This is a genomic window from Vibrio sp. A1-b2, from assembly GCF_021726015.1.
GTDB lineage: Bacteria > Pseudomonadota > Gammaproteobacteria > Enterobacterales > Vibrionaceae > Vibrio > Vibrio diazotrophicus.
The window spans coordinates 454,099-473,870 of sequence record NZ_JAKKCI010000004.1 but is presented as its reverse complement, the minus strand read 5'-3'; the positions used below and the strand labels follow the sequence as shown (position 1 = coordinate 473,870).

The window sequence follows — 19,772 nt, the reverse complement described above, 5'->3', positions numbered from 1 at the left end:
ACATATAAGAAGAAACATTATTAAGCCTTTACATAATGGATAAGAAAAAACAACGTAGCTTGAACGCATGGCTCAAGCAGCAAAGTAAATTAGCCAAACGCTGGCTTATGATTGCTGTTGGGCTTGGGGTACTTTCGAGCCTATTTCTACTTGCCCAAGCGGCTCTGCTCGCGACAATTTTGCATCAACTGATTATCGAGCATGCAGATAAATACTCGCTAATCCCTTACTTTTTGGGTTTAGTGGTAACTGTTGCTGCACGCGCTGGATGTACTTGGGGACGAGAGATCGCAGGCTTTAAAGCCGGTAAAGAAATCCGAATTTATATCCGCCAGTTAATCTTCGATAAACTGCGTGAGTTAGGCCCTGCTTATATCAAAGGCAAGCCTGCTGGCGCATGGGCGACGCTGACACTTGAGCAAGTTGAAAACATGCACGACTTCTTTGCTCGTTACTTACCGCAGATGTCGCTTTCCGTATTGATCCCGTTTGTCATTCTCATTGTCGTCTTTCCAGTCAACTGGGCTGCGGGTTTGATTTTCCTGATCACTGCTCCCCTTGTTCCACTATTTATGGCGCTGGTTGGTATTAAAGCCGCTGACGCAGGCAGAAAAAACTTCAAAGCACTGCAACGCCTTTCTGGTCACTTCTATGACCGCTTACAGTCAATGACGACAATTCGTCTGTTTGACCATACCGCAGCAGAAACAGAGCATATGCGCGGAGCATCTGAAGTATTCCGTAAACGAACTATGGATGTTTTACGCATAGCATTCTTGTCTTCCGCTGTACTTGAGTTCTTTACATCGATTTCAATTGCGATTACTGCGGTTTACTTCGGTTTCAGCTTTATCGGCGAATTAGAATTTGGTTACTACGGCGCAGGCGTCACCTTGTTCTCCGGTTTGTTTATTCTTATTCTCGCTCCTGAGTTTTATCAGCCGCTGCGTGAGCTGGGCACTTATTATCATGCGAAACAGCAAGCGGTGGGTGCGGCTGAAAGTATTGTTGAGTTCTTACAAACCGATGTGAGCAAAGTGGCTTCGGGTTCAACGCCTCTTCCAGCGAATCATCAATCGACCAATGATTCTGTTGAGATCGTTGCTCGTGATTTGGAAGTGCTTAGCCCTGAAGGTAAACGCTTAGTTGGTCCTGTTTCTTTCACATTGAACAGCCATGAAACCACAGCGTTAGTTGGCCCAAGCGGCGCAGGTAAAACCAGCCTGATAAATGCCATTTTAGGATTTATGCCATATCAAGGCAGTTTGACGATTAATGGCATCGAGCTCAGCCAACTCGATCATACAAGTTGGCGCAAAGCGATTAGCTGGGTTGGTCAAAACCCGTTACTGGTACATGGTACGATTCGTGACAACGTAACCCTGGGTAAGAGCGATATTACTGACCAAGCCGTTCAAGAAGTGCTCGATAATGCTTATGCCTCAGAGTTTGTTAATAAGCATGGTCTGGATTATATGATCAGTGACCGCTCTGGTGGCTTGTCTGTGGGTCAGGCACAACGCTTAGCCTTAGCCCGTGCGATGCTACAAAAAGGCCGTTTCTGGTTACTGGATGAACCAACCGCGAGTTTAGATGCACGCAGCGAACAATTAGTCATGCAAGGTCTTAATACTCAAATTGCAGACAAAACAGCACTGCTTGTCACTCACCAACTACTCCCGTTGAAATCCGTTAATCAAATCCTCGTCATGCGCGATGGTCTGCTTGAGCAATCCGGAGATTTCAATACGCTCAGCCAACAACAAGGTCTTTTTGCCTCAATGTTAGCGTCCAATCAAGCCGTTCAAGAAGCTGATAAGGGGAATCTCGATGCGTGATTTACTACCATACTTAAAACTTTATAAAAAGCACTGGTTTGGTTTGTCTCTCGGGATGTTGCTGGCGTTTCTAACCCTATTAGCATCCATTGGTTTGCTTACGCTTTCAGGCTGGTTCCTCTCTGCCGCTGCGGTAGCTGGCTTAACGATTGCCCGTGAAACGTTCAACTATATGTTGCCGGGCGCATTCGTTCGCGGTTTCGCCATGGGACGCACGGCGGGACGCTGGGGCGAGCGAGTCGTAAGCCATAACGCCACGTTCAAACTGCTGACTGACTTGCGAATTTTCTTTTTTGAAAAACTCGCACCTATGATTCCGGGCCGAATCTCAAACCTGCGTGATGCAGACCTTTTAAACCGTCTTGTTGCCGATATCGATGCAATGGACCATGTTTACTTACGCCTTATCAGCCCAGTGACTGTTGGTGTATTCGGTATTGCTGCAATCACTGCCCTACTTTGCTGGTTTGACTCAAGCTTAGGGTTAGTACTGGGTTCCGTTTTATTTGTACTCTTACTGCTTTGGCCAGTTATGTTCTACAAGCTTGGCAAACGTAACGGTGCTGAACTTACCCAAAATAAAGCAGACATGCGTATTGCAACCATGGACTGGCTGCAAGGCTATAGCGAACTTACTATCTTTGGTGCGGAATCTCGCTACCGTGAAGCCATTTATACCGCGCAAGAAAAACTGCTGACCAATCAGAAGATCAATGCGAGCTTTACTGGTTTAGCCCAAGCCCTTCTGTTATTGGCAAATGGCTGGACACTTGTTCTGATGCTGTGGTTAGCGGCTGATGGTGTCAACGGTCAGGCGCCTGACCCTATGATCGCTCTGATGATCTTCGCAACCATGGCAAGCTTTGAGCTACTTATGCCGATTGCAGGAGCATTCCAACATTTAGGCCAAACACTGACTTCTGCCCGTCGTTTGAATGAAGTTATTCTTAGTGAGCCAGACGTTGTATTCCCTAAACAAAATGCACCGCATTCAGGTGAGTTTTCAGTTGAGTTCAACGGAGTGTCGTTCCAATACCCAGACAGCGAACAGCAAGTGCTGAACAATGTCCAAGTTTCGGTTCCAGCCGGCCACAAACTTGCTATTGTTGGTCAAACCGGTTCTGGTAAATCAACACTGATCCAATTGCTCTGCCGTTACTGGGATGCTAACCAAGGTGAGATTAGAATCGCCGGTACGCCTCTGAAAAACTGGAGTGAAAGTGACCTGCGTGCATCCATCAGTGTGGTGAGTCAACGTGTCGACATCTTGAATGGCACCTTACGCGACAACCTGCTAATGGCAAAACCGCAAGCTACGGATGAAGAATTGTGCGCAATTCTAGAGCGAGTGGGATTACAAAAGCTGCTTGAAGCTCCGGGGTTAGATGCTTGGCTAGGTGATGGTGGACGTCAGCTTTCAGGCGGTGAGAAACGCCGTATTGGTATCTCACGCGCCATTTTGCATAACGCCCCTATCCTATTGTTGGATGAACCTACCGAAGGTTTGGATAAACAAACAGAACAGCAAATCATGGATCTGTTTAAGTCTCATTTCTCGGGTAAAACGGTCATATTCATTACGCACCGTCTGATTAATTTGGATCAAATGGATGCGATATGCCTAATTGAACAAGGTGAAGTTGTCGAACATGGTAACCATGAAGCGTTACTAGCGCAGCAAGGTCGCTACTATCAGCTTAACCAAACGCTATAAAAAACAAAGCCCTTTAGTTTACTAAAGGGCTTTTTATTCTCTTCTCCAGCCAGCGAAAAGATACCGGCTTCAGATACAAAAAATCCCAAGCTAAGCTCGGGATTTTTCAAATTAGAGAGTCTGATAAATTCAGTTTACTTACGCGTACGAGGCGTATTCTTTTGCGCTGGTCTTCCGCCTGTTCTGCCTTTGCCACCTGCTTGGCCTTTACCAGCAGCTGTACCCGCTTTTGCGCGAGAACCGTGCTCACCAGATGATGGCTTGTTTGTCGCAGCTGTTGGCTTACGGCGACCCTTTGGTGCCGGTGCTGTTACGCGCTCTTCATGGCGGCGTACTGCACGACGAATTTTTTGACTACGAGAACGCTCACGCTTGCGAGAAGTGTTGTCTTTAGACACATCAAGCATCGTTTCGTCTTCTGGACGTAGATCAACCAGTTCACGCAAGTAGTTTACTTGCTTAAGGTCTAGTTCCATCCAACCGCCACGAGGCAATTTCTTATCTAGGAAGATATCACCATAACGTACACGTTTAAGACGGCTAACTGTGGTCTCTTGAGATTCCCAAAGACGACGAACTTCGCGATTACGACCTTCGTTGATAACAACGTAGAAGGTGTGGTTCATACCTTCACCACCAGCGTAAACCACGTCTTCGAAACGTGCTAAACCGTCATCAAGTTGAACACCACGAACAAGGTTACGTACTTTATCTTCAGTTACTTCACCGAAAACACGCACTAAGTATTCACGTTCCACTTGACGGCTTGGGTGCATCAAACGGTTGGCCAACTCACCATCAGTAGTGAACAGAAGCAGACCTGAAGTGTTTGCATCCAGACGACCTACTGAAATCCAGCGCGAACCGCGAATTTTCGGTAGACGATCAAAAACCGTACGGCGACCATCAGGGTCATGACGAGTACATAACTCACCTTCTGGTTTGTAATACGCAAGTACGCGACATACAACTTCTTCTTGTGCTTTTGCAGATACGGTATGCCCGTCAATACGTACAACAGCGCTTTCATCTTCTAAGCGCTCACCCAACGCAGCTACCTTGCCATTAACACTAACACGACCAGCTCTAATCAGAGCTTCTAACTCACGACGAGAACCATGACCGGCGCGTGCTAAAACCTTTTGTAACTTTTCGCTCATTTATCTACCTTTGTGTCGTCTTCTCAGACGTCGAAATATTAGTATGCGATCTGACTTCAGTACCAGTTTTTCTGGCAAAAATCGCGGTCGCGTATTATTACAGATTACACCGACAAAAGCACCCAGTTTATCCCCAAACTAAGTAGAGATTTCACAAGGCAAACCTGAGTGGACGCGAGCGTGAACAAAAAAGAAACTTGTCTCTTTTCACCGCTTATTCGAACGGTATTGGGTCACCCGAACCAACACGAACAACTTGTGGCTCATCATCGCTGAAATCAATCACTGTTGTCGGCTGTTCACCCAAAAATCCGCCATTGAGAATCACATCTACCGCGTGTTCAAGACGATCACGAATTTCTTCAGGATCCGATTCCGTCGTCTCATTGCCCGGTAAAATAAGTGAAGTCGACATCAAAGGCTCGCCCAATGCTTCAAGCAGATCCAACGCGATTTTGTTGTCCGGAATACGGATACCAATGGTTTTACGCTTAGGATTCATTAAACGACGCGGCACCTCTTTCGTACCTTTAAAAATAAAGGTGTAGGGCCCCGGCGTGTTGTTCTTCAATAAACGGAAAGCCGTGTTATCCACGCGGGCATAAAGTGAAATCTCAGACAAGTCGCGGCACAACAATGTGAAGTTGTGTTTGTCGTCTAAACGACGAATCTGACAAATACGCTCTAATGCCTGTTTATTTTCTAACTGACAGCCTAATGCATAACCGGAATCAGTTGGGTAAACAATCACACCACCATTACGAATAATAGCAACCGCTTGATTGATTAAACGCGCTTGTGGGTTTTCTGGATGAACATAAAAAAACTGGCTCATTATTATTCCTCATTACCTAGGGTCTCTTGCCCTAGTCTCTCAGCTGTGTCTTTAGAGAGTATTTCCCAGTCTTTCCAGACTGGTTCCACGCCAGAAGGCAGCCATAAATTTCGCCCTAACTCCATCCACGGAGACGGGTAATGAAAGTCACTGCCTTGAGAAGCTAATAGGTTGTATTGTATAGCATAATCAGCCAAAGTGCGCCTTTCTTGTGGCGCTTGTTGAGGTTGAGCAACTTCCATTGCGTCACCACCGGCTTCTACAAACGCAGCAATTAAGCGCTTAAGCCACTTAGCCGTCAAGTTATATCGAGCCGGATGAGCAAGCACCGCCAGCCCTCCGGCGGCATGAATCGCGTTAACCGCATCAGCCATTGAGCACCAATTTGGCGGCACATAACCCGGGTTATCGCGCGTTAAAAATTTCTTAAAGACCTGCTGAAGATTTTTCGCATAACCCGCATCCACCAGCCATTTAGCAAAATGGGCACGCGTGATCGGTGCATCGCCTGCAATCGCTTTGACTTCCTCAAGCACGCCTTCTCGGGTTGATTTCTCTAATCGATGAGCAATCAGCTCCGCACGTCCGACTCGGTGTTCTTTCTGTTGCTCGATTAGACCTTGCAGATGCGGATTCAATGGGTCGATATTTAAACCAACAATATGAATGTCTTTATTCTGCCAAACCGTCGAGATTTCAATACCATTGATGAGCGTAATCGGATGCTGTTTCTCTTCAATATAAGCGCGTGCCGGCGCTAACGCCTCAATGGTGTCGTGATCTGTAATCGCAAGAACATCAACATTAAATCCGATAGCGCGTTCGATCAGCTCTTGGTGAGACATGCGACCATCAGACGCTGTCGTGTGACTATGTAAGTCTATTTTCATATTTTTTAATTTTGCCTGTTTTTAAGGCTTGACTTTCACCTCTCGCACTAGTTTACTAGTACACAAATACGAGAGCACAAATTAAGGCTTGCTATGTTACAAGAAATCAACACAAACCCATATTCTAATTTAAGCACAGCTTCTGCTGAGCTTAATATTAATTGGTGGCGTATGTGGTCAGATTCATGGCGGGCAAACGTGCACTTCTAATTCAGAGAAACGCATTCATAAAGCCCGCAATTAGCGGGCTTTTATTTTATCAGTTGACATATCACATCCCCTACTTTCAACTGGTTAGAGAACAAATTCAGACGATTTAATAAGGAGGTCTTGTGAACAAGGCCATTGAAATTAAAAACCTTGCACAGTTAGAAGTCATCAAGACCTCTATCCCTTATACGCAAGATCCTACAGCACTATTTCACGCACTGTGCGAAGGCAAAACAGACTGTTTGTTGCTTGAGTCTGCTGAAATTGATTCAAAACAGAACCTCAAAAGCTTGCTGCTTATTGACGCCGCCGTGCGAATCACTTGTTTAGGTCATAAAGTGACTTTCCAAGCTTTAACCGACAATGGTATGCAGTTGGTTGAAATTTTAAAGCAGAACATTGTTGATGCCATTCCAGCTACACTGGAAGGCTCGCTTCTTACTCTGAACTTTGAAGCGCCGTGCGATACGCTAGATGAAGATTCGCGTTTAAAAGAAGCGTCTTCATTCGACGCATTACGCCTTGTTCAGCACAGCTTTGATCTCAGCAAACAAGACAAACACGCCATTTTCATTGGTGGTTTATTTGCTTATGACCTAGTTGCCAACTTTGAACCACTTGGTGATGCAATACAAAGTAACCAATGCCCTGATTACGTTTTTTATGTGGCAGAGACATTAATGGTAGTCGACCACCAGACTGAGACTTGTCAACTTCAAGCAACCGCATTCTCACGCACCACAGAAACACATACAGCTCTCATCAGTCGTCTTGCTGTTATTACTGAGCAAGCTGCGATTCCTCAATTGCAGCCACAAGCTGAAAAAGTCGCAGACGTATCGGTTAACACTAACATCAGCGATGAAGAGTTTTGCTCCATAGTTCGAGACTTGAAAGACTACGTCGTGAAAGGCGACATCTTCCAGGTGGTACCGTCTCGCCGCTTTACACTTCCTTGCCCTTCTCCACTTGCAGCGTATGAGCAGCTCAAAAAGAGCAACCCTAGCCCTTACATGTTTTACATGCAGGACGAGCGTTTCACTCTGTTCGGAGCTTCACCTGAAAGTGCTCTGAAGTACGAGAAAGAAACCAACCAAATTGAAATCTACCCTATTGCGGGAACTCGTCGTCGTGGCAAACGCGCTGATGGCAGTATTGATTTTGATTTGGACAGCCGTATCGAACTGGAACTGCGTCTGGATAAAAAGGAAAACGCGGAACACATGATGTTGGTGGATTTGGCACGTAACGATGTGGCTCGTATCTCGCAAGCGGGTACTCGCCATGTGGCCGACTTACTTAAAGTAGACCGTTACAGCCATGTGATGCACTTAGTTTCTCGCGTGGTTGGTCAGCTTCGTCAGGACTTAGATGCTCTGCACGCTTACCAAGCATGTATGAACATGGGCACGCTGACCGGTGCGCCAAAAATCCGCGCTATGCAGCTGATTCGTAACGTAGAGAAAGAACGTCGTGGTAGTTACGGTGGCGCGGTGGGTTACCTGACCGGTGAAGGCGATTTGGATACTTGTATCGTGATTCGCTCTGCTTATGTGGAAAACGGTATCGCTCAAGTTCAAGCCGGTGCTGGCGTGGTCTTCGACTCCGATCCACAAGCAGAAGCAGATGAAACACGCGGTAAAGCTCAAGCCGTCATTTCAGCGATTCAACACGCTCACCAAGCGCAATCTTCTTTAAATAAAGCGTAAGTAGGAGGAATAACTCATGGCGAATATCGTATTCATCGACAACTTTGATTCATTCACCTACAACTTGGTTGATCAGTTCCGTTCATTGGGTCATCAGGTCACGATTTACCGTAACCATATTGCGGCAGACACCATTCAAAATGCAGTGGAAGCCCTAGAGCAGCCAGTTATCGTTTTATCGCCAGGTCCGGGCGCGCCTTCTGAAGCCGGCGTCATGCCAGAAATTCTAAAACGTCTGAAAGGTAAAGTGCCAATGATTGGTATCTGCCTTGGTCATCAGGCGATTGTTGAAGCTTATGGCGGTACGGTTGCCGGCGCTGGTGAAATCGTTCACGGCAAAGTATCCATGATGGAACATCAAAACCACGCGCTTTACCAAGGACTACCGTCGCCACTGGCAATTGCTCGTTATCACTCACTGGTCGCAACGCATGTGAGCGAAGAGTTAACCGTAACCGCTGAAGTTGATGGATTAGTGATGTCGGTTGTGCATGAACAAGACAAGGTGTGTGGATTCCAATTTCACCCAGAATCCATCATGACAACGCAGGGAGCAACACTGTTAGAAAACGCGATTGATTGGGCGCTCAGTTAATTATCTCAAGCGCATTCAACGAAAAAGATTAGAGCCCAACAAGACAGTGGCGAAAAGGATAAGGAATAGAAACATGCAAAACATCATCAACAAACTTTACGAGCAACAGTCACTAAGCCAAAGCGAAAGCCAAGAGTTGTTCGACCATATCATCCGTGGCGAAATGGACCCGATTCTGATGTCTGCGGTACTGACAGCTTTGAAAATTAAAGGCGAAACGCCGGATGAAATTGCGGGTGCAGCCAAAGCTTTGCTGGCGAACGCCAATCCTTTCCCGCGCCCGGATTATGACTTCGCTGACATTGTTGGTACTGGTGGCGATGGTTCCAATACCATCAATATCTCAACCACTTCAGCATTTGTTGCAGCCGCGTGTGGCGTAAAAGTCGCAAAACACGGTAACCGTGGCGTTTCTAGCAAATCAGGTTCTTCTGATCTTCTCGATTCATTCGGTATCAACCTAGCAATGAGTGCTGAAGACACTCGTCAAGCACTGGACGATTTGGGTGTCGCTTTCTTGTTTGCACCTCAGTATCACGGTGGTGTTCGCCATGCGATGCCTGTGCGTCAAACCATGAAAACTCGCACCATATTCAACATTTTAGGTCCACTGATTAACCCTGCGAGACCCAATATCGAATTAATGGGTGTTTATAGCTTAGATTTGGTTCGTCCTATTGCGGAAACCATGTTACAAATGGGTCTCAAAAGAGCCGCTGTAGTTCATGGCTCAGGATTAGATGAAGTGGCGGTACATGGTGAAACCCATGTTGCAGAGATCAAAGACGGTAAGATTGTTGAATACACTCTGACACCGCAAGATTTTGGATTAGAGACTTACCCGCTAGACGCAATCAAAGGTGGGGAGCCTGAAGAAAACCGCGCCATCATCACTGATATCCTCAATGGCAAAGGAACGCCTGCACAACTCGCTGCTGTTGCTGTCAACGTTGCTCTTCTTTTACGACTATTTGGAAAAGAAGACCTCAAAGCGAACGCGGCGCAAGCCATTGACGTTATGAACTCAGGTAAAGCTTACGAATTAGTTCAACAATTAGCGAATCGAGGTTAACGTCGACATGTCTAACGAAACCAACGTCAGTAACGAACTTCTTGCTAACGAGAAAGCTGAGAGCGGACAACCACAACAACTCTCTGAACATATTTCCGTTGAAAATACGAAAATGGCGGAAGTGTTAGCCAAAATCGTCAAAGACAAAGCGGTATGGGTTGAAGATCGCCAGAAAGAGCAGCCTCTTGAGAGCTTTAAAAATCTTCTGACCACATCTGATCGCGATTTCTACCAAGCTTTAGGTCATCAAAATTCGGACAACGGCAAAACAGCTTTCATTCTGGAATGCAAAAAAGCATCGCCATCAAAAGGTTTGATTCGTCAGCATTTTGATTTGGATTATATCGCATCGGTGTACAACCAGTACGCGAACGCAATTTCTGTTCTGACAGACGAAAAATACTTTCAGGGTAACTTTGAGTTTCTGCCACGCATTCGTTCTCAGGTAACACAACCGGTACTGTGCAAAGACTTTATGATCAGCCCTTATCAGGTTTATCTGGCTCGTCATTACGGCGCAGACGCAATTCTGCTGATGCTTTCTGTTCTCAATGATGAGCAATATAAAGAACTGGCTGCTGTGGCTCATGAACTCGGTATGGGCATTCTGACTGAGACCAGCAACGAAGAAGAAATTCACAGAGCCGTTGCGCTTGAAGCAAAAGTGATCGGAATTAACAACCGCAACTTACGCGACCTATCAACCGACCTTAACCGCACGAAAGAACTCGCACCGCTGCTACCAAAAGGTACAACGGTTATCTCTGAGTCTGGTATTTACACTCACCAGCAGGTGCGTGACTTGGTGCCATACGCTAGCGGATTTTTGATTGGCAGCGCGTTAATGGCGCAGGAAAACCTTGAACTGGCGGTACGTAAAGTGGTACTGGGCGAAAACAAAGTATGCGGACTGACTCACCCTGATGATGCAGTGAAAGCTTACCAAGCAGGCGCGGTATTTGGTGGTCTGATTTTTGTTCCTAAATCAAAACGTTATGTTGATACAGAAGCAGCACGTTTAACTATGGCTGGTGCACCTTTGCAATATGTGGGTGTATTTCAGAATCACTCCGTAAAAGAAGTGGCGGACACCGCCGTTCAGCTCGGGTTATTTGCAGTGCAATTACACGGTGATGAATCGCAAGCATTTATTGATGAACTGAGAAGTGCTCTGCCTGAACAGGTAGAAATCTGGAAAGCCTACGGGGTAACAGACCAATTGCCTACATTTATTGAAAACCATGTAGACCGCCATTTACTGGATGCCAAAGTTGGCACACAAAGCGGTGGCACCGGAACTTCATTTGATTGGTCATTGCTGGCAAAAGCTTCGGTGACCAATGTCATGCTGGCGGGCGGACTTTCTCCAGAGAATGCACAACATGCGGCAACACTAGGATGTATGGGATTAGATCTCAACTCAGGTGTTGAATCCGAACCCGGTAAAAAAGACGCAGCAAAGTTGAAGCAAGCCTTCAGTGCGATTAGAAATTACTAAATTTTAGAAAATACGAACACATCGACGACTATTATCGTATCCCCGAATATACAAACGGGGATCGCAATTAAGGGATAATGAACATGGCAAAACTTAACGCCTATTTTGGAGAGTACGGTGGTCAGTACGTACCTCAGATTTTAGTACCCGCTCTAGACCAGCTAGAACAAGCTTTTATTGATGCTCAAGAAGACCCAGAGTTCCGTTCGGAATTTATGACTCTGCTACAGGAGTACGCTGGACGCCCTACGGCATTGACGCTAACGCGCAACATCACCAAAGGCACTAAAACTAAATTGTATCTGAAACGTGAAGATTTGCTTCACGGCGGCGCGCATAAAACCAACCAAGTTCTTGGTCAGGCACTATTAGCAAAACGTATGGGCAAAACCGAAATCATCGCTGAAACCGGCGCTGGTCAACATGGTGTAGCAACGGCTCTGGCTTGCGCACTGTTAGATTTGAAATGTCGCGTATACATGGGTGCAAAAGATGTTGAGCGCCAAAGCCCGAACGTTTTCCGCATGCGCTTAATGGGTGCAGAAGTAATCCCTGTACACTCTGGTTCAGCGACCTTAAAAGATGCTTGTAATGAAGCAATGCGTGACTGGTCTGCAAGTTATGAAAACACCCACTACTTATTAGGCACTGCTGCGGGTCCTCACCCATTCCCTACCATTGTTCGTGAATTCCAGCACATCATTGGTGAAGAGACTAAAAATCAGATTTTAGCCCGTGAAGGTCGTTTACCAGATGCAGTTATTGCTTGTGTCGGCGGCGGTTCTAATGCTATCGGCATGTTCGCTGATTTCATCGAAGAAGAATCGGTTCGTCTCATCGGAGTAGAGCCTGCGGGTAAAGGTATTGATACCGACCAACACGGCGCACCTCTAAAACATGGTAAGACAGGCATCTACTTAGGTATGAAAGCACCATTGATGCAAGATGAATACGGTCAAGTTGAAGAGTCTTACTCAATTTCTGCTGGTCTGGACTTCCCTTCTGTGGGTCCACAACATGCGTATCTGAACTCGATTGGCCGTGCAGAATACGACAGCATCACTGACGATGAAGCATTGGACGCTTTCCAACTGCTTGCTCGTAAAGAAGGCATCATTCCTGCGCTGGAATCTTCACACGCCTTAGCGCACGCATTGAAAATGGCGTTTGCTGAGCCAGAGAAAGAGCAGTTATTAGTGGTTAACCTGTCTGGCCGTGGAGACAAAGATATCTTCACCGTGGACAAAATTTTACAAGATAAAGGAGTGCTGTAATGGATCGTTATCAATCTCTTTTTCAGCGCTTAGCTGAGCAAAACCAAGGCGCATTTGTTCCATTTGTAACGATTGGGGACCCTTCTCCTGAGCTTTCTCTGCAAATTATGCAGACATTAATTGATGCAGGCGCAGATGCTCTTGAGCTCGGATTTCCCTTCTCAGATCCGTTGGCAGATGGTCCAACGATTCAAGGAGCAAACAATCGCGCCCTTCAGGCGGGTACTACTCCGGATATCTGTTTTGACCTTATCAAGCAAATCCGTGTTAAGAATCCAGACACGCCAATCGGTTTGTTAATGTACGCGAACTTGGTGTTCTCTCGCGGTATTGAAAACTTCTATCAACGTTGTCAGGAAGCGGGTGTTGATTCAGTGCTAGTCGCCGATGTACCAACCACAGAAAGCGCTGAATTCGTTGCGGCTGCGGAAAAATTCGGCATCAAGCCAATTTTCATTGCACCACCAACAGCCAGTGATGAAACGTTGAAATCTGTGGCTTCATTGAGCAAAGGCTACACTTATCTGCTTTCGCGTGCGGGTGTGACTGGTGCGGAAACAAAAGCCAATATGCCAGTGCACGAACTGTTAGAGCGTTTAAATCAGTTTGATGCACCACCAGCACTTCTTGGTTTTGGTATTTCCCAACCGGAACAGGTAAAACAAGCGATTGCGGCTGGCGCGGCTGGCGCGATCTCCGGTTCTGCTGTAGTGAAAATCATCGAAACAAACCAAAATGACCCTGAAGCTCTGCTGAAATCATTAGCTGGTTTTATAACACCAATGAAACAAGCGACCATCAAATAGTTGCAATAGGTAGGGTTTGGTGACCCTACCACCTACTTCTAATGATCAATGTTAAACTGGCAATTTTATAGCTATTCAAGGCTAGCCAGTTTAGGAATTGATCATTTTTTTAACATTTCACCGACTATTTCGTTCAAAATATCCCTCACTCCGCCATTACCCATTTCTGTTCCAAAACCTAAAGCAAACGTTTTCCATGACGAATAAATGACCACTTCATCAGCAAAAATGGGTGATTACGTCAAATCCGACGTAGATGCATATTGCCAATTGTGAAATATAAGTGTAAAAAACCGAGCAACATAATTTTCCATTAATCGAGGATTGGTTAGTGGTTATGTCTAGAAATTTACACATTATTAGCACAGGGGTTAAGGAAGTGTTAAAACAAAAGAATTTACTACAGAACATTGGTGTTCAAGTTGTGATTGCCATGGTACTCGGTACCCTCATCGGTGCTGTCATGGGTCACGATGCGACAATGTTTTCTCCATTGGGTGCCATCTTTATTAACTTAATCAAGATGTTAGTTATTCCTTTAGTAGCTGTAGCTCTGATTTCAGGTGCAGCTGGCCTAGGTAATAGCCACTCAGCAGGTAAAGTTGGTTTCGTTACTCTAGGTTACTTTGCTGTGACTTCTGCTCTAGCGGTTGTTCTTGCACTGGTTATGGGTGAAGTATTCCAACCAGGTATGGGTATTGATGTTTCTGGTGTTGAAGGCATGTTCTCAGCAGAATACGCATCAAAAGGTGAACTACCTACGTTTTGGGCAACGGTTATCGGTATGATTCCGACTAACGTATTCCAATCTTTGAACGACGCAAACATTCTGCAAATCCTCGTTTTCTGCTTGTTCTTAGGTATTGCCATTTCTAAACAAAGCCCAGAGAAACGCGATCCAGTAATCAACGGTGTAAACACTATCGTTGATTCAATGGTGTGGATGATCAACAAAGTGATGGTTATCGCTCCAATCGGCGTATTCGGTCTGATGGCTGAAGCTGTGGGTACATTCGGTTTTGGCGCGCTAATGGTGGTATTCAAACTGTTTGTTGTTTACACAGCCGCTATCCTGATTTTTGGTTTCATCGTTTACCCAGCAATGATTCATTTCTTCAGCAAAACTTCAGCTAAGAAGTTCATCAGCGCAATGAAGAAGCCACAAGCGGTTGCTCTTTCAACAGCATCTTCTATGGCAACACTTCCTGTTACTATGGACACCGTTGAGAAAGACCTAGGTGTACGTAACTCGACAGCATCATTCGTTCTGCCTCTAGGCGCAACGATTAACATGTCAGGTAACGCAATCTACTACGGTTTAGTTGCAGTTTTCTTTGCTCAACTGTTCCACATTGACCTATCAATGGGTGCTTACATTGCAATCATCGTGACTGCAACACTAGGTGCTGTAGGTCAAGCTGGTGTACCTGGTCCTTCATTCTTGGTTGTAGCGGTTCTTCTTGCTGCTGGCATTCCAATTGAAGGTCTACCACTACTATTCGCTCTAGACCGTGTCTTCGATATGATCCGTACTGCACTAAACATCACTGGTGATGCAGCTTGTGCAGTGATCGTTGATTCTATGATTGAAGATTCTGATGCTGAAAAAGTTTATCAAGATCAGCAAGCTTAACAGCTGAATCTCTAGTAAAAACCGCTCTAATGAGCGGTTTTTTGCTTTCCACAACAAGATAGCCAAATTTGTAACTAAATCGCTAATGGCTATTCAGATGACAGAGCAAATTGAGTAGACTGTCGGCAACGAAAAGTTTGGATGTACCTACATAATGAAACAACTGATTGAGTTTATTCCTTTAATTATCTTCTTCGCGCTTTTTAAGCTATACGATATTTATGTCGCGACTGCTGCGTTGATCGCTGCAACTGCCATTCAAGTCGCTATTTCGTACTTCGTGTACAAGAAAGTGGAAAAAATGCAGCTTATTACCTTTGCTGTTGTCGCCATCTTTGGTGGTATGACGATTTTCCTTCACGATGACAACTTCATTAAATGGAAAGTGACCATTGTTTACACAGTGTTTGCTCTCGGCCTGACTATCAGTCATTTGATGGGTAAATCAGCAATCAAAGGTATGTTAGGAAAGGAAATCACTTTGCCTGACAGTGTATGGGCGAAAGTAAACTGGGCATGGGTTGCCTTCTTCACTATCTGTGCAGTCGTTAATATCTACATTGCTTATCAATTGCCTTTGGATGTCTGGGTTAATTTCAAAGTGTTCGGTCTTCTTATCGCAACATTTGTCTATACTCTGCTGACTGGCGTTTATATTTACAAACATCTTCCTAAAGAGCAGAAAAATTCTAACCAATAGATGGTTATACATGACTCTTAGGGGTTAATAAGCCGCAGAATTTACTGCTATAATGCCCTCTTTTCTGACAGCGACTTGGTAACACAGTCGCTGTTTTGTTTACTACGGAATTTGAAATGAGTCAGGAAGTCAGTTCCCCTAAAGGCCAACTATTACTTAGAACCGTCGCTATGCCAGCAGACACCAATGCAAATGGTGATATCTTTGGTGGTTGGATTATGTCTCAGTTGGACTTGGCTGGCGGTATTTTAGCGAAAGAGATCTCTTCTGGTCGTATCGTTACCGTCTCTGTTTCCAGTATCGCGTTTAAAAAGCCAGTGAAAGTGGGTGATGTGGTCTGCTGTTACGGTGAATGTACTAGGATTGGCCGCACTTCTATGTCGATTAACTTAGAAGTTTGGGTGAAGCCCGTTAAAGTTGACGGCATCGGTGACCGTTTCCAAGTGTGTGAAGCCACATTTAATTATGTCGCGATTGATTCCGATGGGCGCCCTCGCCCGATTAACGCAGGGAACTGATCACAGAAATATCACCATCAAGGTTTAAATATTGCCAAGTTTCAGTACATTAGTTGCCGGTAACTTGCAGTTTCAGTCATTAATAAGGATATGGATTATGTGGTATGTCATTTTTTCTCAAGACGTTGAGAACTCTCTGGAAAAACGCATGAGTGTTCGTCCTGCGCACTTAGAACGCTTACAAGTTCTTCAAGATGAAGGCCGTTTGCTGACAGCGGGTCCTCTGCCTGCCATCGATTCTGAAAACCCAGGTGAAGCAGGTTTCACTGGTTCAACGGTTATTGCTGATTTCAACTCATTAGAAGAAGCGAAAGCATGGGCAGACGCAGATCCCTATGTGGCAGCAGGTGTTTATGCTAATGTCATCATCAAACCGTTCAAAAAAGTATTTTAGTATGAAAAAAAGTACCGCTGGAATTATCGCTTTCGGCTTAGTTCTGCTTTCAGGTTGTAGCTCTAGTTCAGACAACCAGAGAAACCTTGAACTACTCGCGGATAATAGAGCCAGCCTGCTGAGCGCTGAACTGCCTTTAGAGTACGGCCCACTCAATATCATGCGTGCGACAGCTAAAGGCACCAGTATTGAAATGATGATGGTTTATAACGCTGATGATAAAAATGCCAAACCTGTAACTCAGGTTATGCAAAGTAGCATCAAAACCTTTTGCTCAGACAAAAATATCAAAGCAAATCTAGAAGTGGGTTTAAGTTACCGAATCAAAATGCGTAACACTCGCGGACAACTGATGGTGGATGAAACCATCACGCAGCAAACTTGCGCTTCACAATAGTTTTGTTCTCTACAAATGCTTTGTTCTGCAAACAAGGGGCTCACATGAGCCCCTTGTTTGTTATTCCAACTTGTAATTAAGCTGCGTCACTTTGTGCTTCTTCGCGCAAGGTTTTTGCCGCTAACACCATGTTGATCAGTGATGCTTCCACTTCTTTCCAGTTACGAGTTTTCAGACCGCAATCAGGGTTTACCCATAATCGTTCTGCTGGGATCTTGGCAGACGCTTTACGCAGTAGGCCTTCAATCCATTCCTGTGTTGGAATGTTTGGCGAGTGAATATCGTAAACACCCGGACCAATTTCGTTCGGATAATTGAAGTCTTCAAAGGCTTTCAGAAGTTCCATGTTCGAGCGGGAGGTTTCAATCGTAATCACATCTGCATCCAGCGCTGCCACTGAGTCAATGATCTCATTGAATTCGCTGTAACACATATGTGTATGAATTTGGGTTTGCGGTGTGGCGCTTGCCGCAGATATCTTGAACGCTTCCACTGCCCAATCTAAGTATGCCTTGTGGTCACGCTTTTTCAGAGGTAAGCCTTCGCGAATCGCCGGTTCATCAATCTGAATGATGTTAATCCCTGCATCTTGTAAATCAGACACTTCGTCACGTAATGCCAGTGCCAGTTGCTGAGCGATTTCTTTACGGCTGATATCTTCACGCGGGAAAGTCCAGCACAAGATTGTGACAGGGCCCGTCAGCATCCCCTTCATCTTCTTATTGGTTAGTGATTGAGCATAGCCTGACCATTCAACAGTGATTGGTTTTTCACGTTCAATGTCTGCAACCACAATCGCTGGCTTAACACAGCGAGAGCCGTAACTTTGCACCCAACCAAACTGAGTGGTTTGGAAGCCTGATAGGTTTTCAGCAAAGTATTCAACCATGTCGTTACGTTCCGCTTCGCCATGTACCAAGACATCCAGCCCCAAAGACTCCTGACGCTTCACTGCATCTGCAATGTGCCCTTTCAATGCTGAAATATACTCGGCTTCTGGTAATACCCCTGTTCGGAATGCGCTGCGTTGAGTACGAATTTCGTTGGTTTGCGGGAATGAGCCTATGGTCGTGGTTGGGAACAATGGTAAACCCAGTTGCTTCGCTTGTATCACCGCACGCTTTTCGTACGGCTCACTACGCTGCGCTAATGATGCAGTGATAGTGTTCACTCGCGATTGCACTTGCGGCTTGTTCACATGCGTTGCGGTTTTTCTATCTACGATAGGCAAGCTGTAAGTATCACAAGCCAGAATCGCTTCTTGGTCGCCATCTAATGCTCGTCCAAGTAGCGCGACTTCAGTGACTTTTTGCTTGGCAAACGCAAACCAGCTGCGCACTTCTGCTGAGAGATTTTGTTCGAGTTCCAAATTCACCGGGCTGTGCAGCAGTGAGCATGAACTCGCAATCCAAAGGCGATCACCCAGCTTATCTTTTACTGGCTGCAATCTGTTACGCAGGTTGCCTAAATCTGCACGCCAAACGTTCCTGCCGTTGATAGCACCCACTGACAACACCCACTGTTGTGGCAATTTCTCTAGTACACTTTCTAACTGCTGTGGCGCGGCCGAAATGTCGATGTGAAGACCGTTTACAGGCAGTGCAACGATTTTGTCCAATGTATCAATCACCGAATCAAAGTAGGTCGTTAGCAGCACTTTTACATCGCCTTGCAGTACCTGATACGCCAGCTTAAATGCATCTTGCCATTGGCTTTCTAACTCAAGTGACAGTACTGGCTCGTCGATTTGAACCCACTCTACCCCTTGTTTAGCCAACTTAGACAAAATGTTTTGATAAGCCGTCAGCAAACGTGGAAGCAAAGTTAAACGGTCAAAATTATCTTCCACTTCTTTACCCAAGTAGAGATAACTCACAGGCCCCAAAAGCACAGGTTTTACGTTTGCACCTGTTTTCACCGCTTCGTTGACTTCTTCAAATAGCTGCGGCCAGCTCACTTCGAACTTATCATCAGAACTGAATTCAGGAACGATGTAGTGATAGTTAGTATTGAACCATTTGGTCATGTCGGACGCCGCACTGCCGCTACAACCGCACGAGTTTTGCGACTGACCACGCCCAACGCGGAAAAGCGTATCGAGATCTGGAAAACTATCTTTGTTATGAGATAGATGATGGCGAGCAGGAACATGTCCAAGCAGCAAAGTAGTTGTAAGAACATGGTCATACCATGCAAAATCGCCCGCTGTCGCAAAGCTTAAGCCCGCTTCTTTCTGTAAAGCCCAGTTGTTGTGGCGGATTTCGCTACCCACCGCTTTTAGCTCTTGCTGAGTGATATCACCACGCCAGTATTTCTCTAGTGCAAATTTAAGTTCGCGTTTTTCGCCAATACGTGGATAGCCCAAAATATGTGTAATTGTCGCCATGTGATCGTTCCTTCTATTAAGCTGAGGTTAGACGCAAAAGATGTCTGGATGGCTAAACTATCTCGCTAACCGCTCAATGAAACAATCAACTAATATTCAACTTGTTTATTAAAAATATTCATACACACCAAACCTGCTTAACG

The 19,772-nt window shown here is 45.5% G+C and carries 17 protein-coding genes and 1 pseudogene; 14 read left to right on the top strand and 4 right to left on the bottom strand.

Annotation, left to right across the window (positions count from 1 at the left end; translation table 11 throughout):
* Positions 1–35: 35 nt before the first annotated feature.
* Entirely contained in the window at positions 36–1,838 is a 1,803-nt protein-coding gene (gene cydD, locus L3V23_RS12285; protein ID WP_102967149.1) for a cysteine/glutathione ABC transporter permease/ATP-binding protein CydD, read from the top strand.
* On the top strand, positions 1,831–3,552 hold the full coding sequence (gene cydC / locus L3V23_RS12280) for a cysteine/glutathione ABC transporter ATP-binding protein/permease CydC (RefSeq protein WP_102967150.1): 1,722 nt from the start codon (positions 1,831–1,833) through the stop codon (positions 3,550–3,552). The genes cydD and cydC overlap by 8 nt, the downstream gene beginning before the upstream one ends.
* Positions 3,553–3,851: 299 nt before the next feature.
* On the opposite strand, the pseudogene rluB reads toward cydC, so the two are convergent.
* From rluB to L3V23_RS12265, 3 genes and pseudogenes are all read right to left on the bottom strand, one after another.
* Positions 3,852–4,712, bottom strand: a pseudogene (rluB, locus tag L3V23_RS12275) (23S rRNA pseudouridine(2605) synthase RluB); the annotation flags it as partial.
* A gap of 214 nt (positions 4,713–4,926) precedes the next feature.
* Positions 4,927–5,547, bottom strand: coding sequence for an L-threonylcarbamoyladenylate synthase (locus L3V23_RS12270; protein WP_042488330.1), 621 nt, complete (start codon positions 5,545–5,547; stop codon positions 4,927–4,929).
* Positions 5,548–5,549: 2 nt separating this feature from the next.
* Entirely contained in the window at positions 5,550–6,437 is an 888-nt protein-coding gene (locus L3V23_RS12265) for a PHP domain-containing protein (RefSeq protein ID WP_102940583.1), read from the bottom strand.
* Between the two features lie 66 nt (positions 6,438–6,503).
* On the opposite strand from L3V23_RS12265, the gene L3V23_RS21425 reads away from it, so the two are divergent.
* The 12 genes from L3V23_RS21425 (at position 6,504) to L3V23_RS12210 (ending at position 17,243) form a co-directional block, all read left to right on the top strand.
* Positions 6,504–6,647 carry a Trp operon leader peptide gene (locus tag L3V23_RS21425; RefSeq protein WP_102940584.1) on the top strand — a complete coding sequence of 48 codons (144 nt, stop codon included), beginning with the start codon at positions 6,504–6,506 and terminating at the stop codon, positions 6,645–6,647.
* A 122-nt stretch (positions 6,648–6,769) separates the two neighbouring features.
* Positions 6,770–8,356 carry an anthranilate synthase component 1 gene (locus L3V23_RS12260; RefSeq protein ID WP_102967151.1) on the top strand — a complete coding sequence of 529 codons (1,587 nt, stop codon included), beginning with the start codon at positions 6,770–6,772 and terminating at the stop codon, positions 8,354–8,356.
* Positions 8,357–8,372: 16 nt separating this feature from the next.
* A complete protein-coding gene (locus L3V23_RS12255) occupies positions 8,373–8,951 on the top strand; it encodes an aminodeoxychorismate/anthranilate synthase component II (RefSeq protein WP_102940586.1) in 579 nt (192 codons plus the stop codon).
* Between the two features lie 73 nt (positions 8,952–9,024).
* Positions 9,025–10,023, top strand: a complete 999-nt coding sequence (trpD, locus tag L3V23_RS12250) for an anthranilate phosphoribosyltransferase (protein ID WP_042488317.1) — start codon at positions 9,025–9,027, stop codon at positions 10,021–10,023.
* 112 nt (positions 10,024–10,135) lie between these two features.
* Positions 10,136–11,521, top strand: coding sequence for a bifunctional indole-3-glycerol-phosphate synthase TrpC/phosphoribosylanthranilate isomerase TrpF (gene trpCF / locus L3V23_RS12245; protein ID WP_102967166.1), 1,386 nt, complete (start codon positions 10,136–10,138; stop codon positions 11,519–11,521).
* An 83-nt stretch (positions 11,522–11,604) separates the two neighbouring features.
* Positions 11,605–12,795 (top strand): tryptophan synthase subunit beta, encoded by a 1,191-nt coding sequence (gene trpB / locus L3V23_RS12240; protein ID WP_042488314.1) that lies wholly within the window; start codon positions 11,605–11,607, stop codon positions 12,793–12,795.
* Positions 12,795–13,601 carry a tryptophan synthase subunit alpha gene (gene trpA, locus L3V23_RS12235; RefSeq protein ID WP_102940588.1) on the top strand — a complete coding sequence of 269 codons (807 nt, stop codon included), beginning with the start codon at positions 12,795–12,797 and terminating at the stop codon, positions 13,599–13,601. Before trpB ends, trpA begins: the two co-directional genes overlap by 1 nt.
* A 337-nt stretch (positions 13,602–13,938) precedes the next feature.
* Entirely contained in the window at positions 13,939–15,234 is a 1,296-nt protein-coding gene (locus tag L3V23_RS12230) for a dicarboxylate/amino acid:cation symporter (RefSeq protein WP_042488308.1), read from the top strand.
* A gap of 154 nt (positions 15,235–15,388) precedes the next feature.
* Complete coding sequence (locus tag L3V23_RS12225; RefSeq protein ID WP_042488305.1) at positions 15,389–15,934, top strand: septation protein A; 546 nt, start codon at positions 15,389–15,391, stop codon at positions 15,932–15,934.
* 116 nt (positions 15,935–16,050) lie between these two features.
* The gene (gene yciA / locus L3V23_RS12220) at positions 16,051–16,452 is read left to right on the top strand and encodes an acyl-CoA thioester hydrolase YciA (protein ID WP_171137512.1); all 402 of its coding nucleotides are present in this window, start codon (positions 16,051–16,053) and stop codon (positions 16,450–16,452) included.
* Positions 16,453–16,549: 97 nt separating this feature from the next.
* The gene (locus tag L3V23_RS12215; RefSeq protein WP_102940591.1) at positions 16,550–16,846 is read left to right on the top strand and encodes a YciI family protein; all 297 of its coding nucleotides are present in this window, start codon (positions 16,550–16,552) and stop codon (positions 16,844–16,846) included.
* Position 16,847: 1 nt separating this feature from the next.
* Entirely contained in the window at positions 16,848–17,243 is a 396-nt protein-coding gene (locus L3V23_RS12210) for a GspS/AspS pilotin family protein (RefSeq protein WP_102967152.1), read from the top strand.
* A gap of 76 nt (positions 17,244–17,319) precedes the next feature.
* Here the strand turns inward: L3V23_RS12210 and metE are convergent, their stop codons facing one another.
* Positions 17,320–19,629 (bottom strand): 5-methyltetrahydropteroyltriglutamate--homocysteine S-methyltransferase, encoded by a 2,310-nt coding sequence (gene metE, locus L3V23_RS12205; protein WP_102967153.1) that lies wholly within the window; start codon positions 19,627–19,629, stop codon positions 17,320–17,322.
* Positions 19,630–19,772 lie beyond the last annotated feature (143 nt).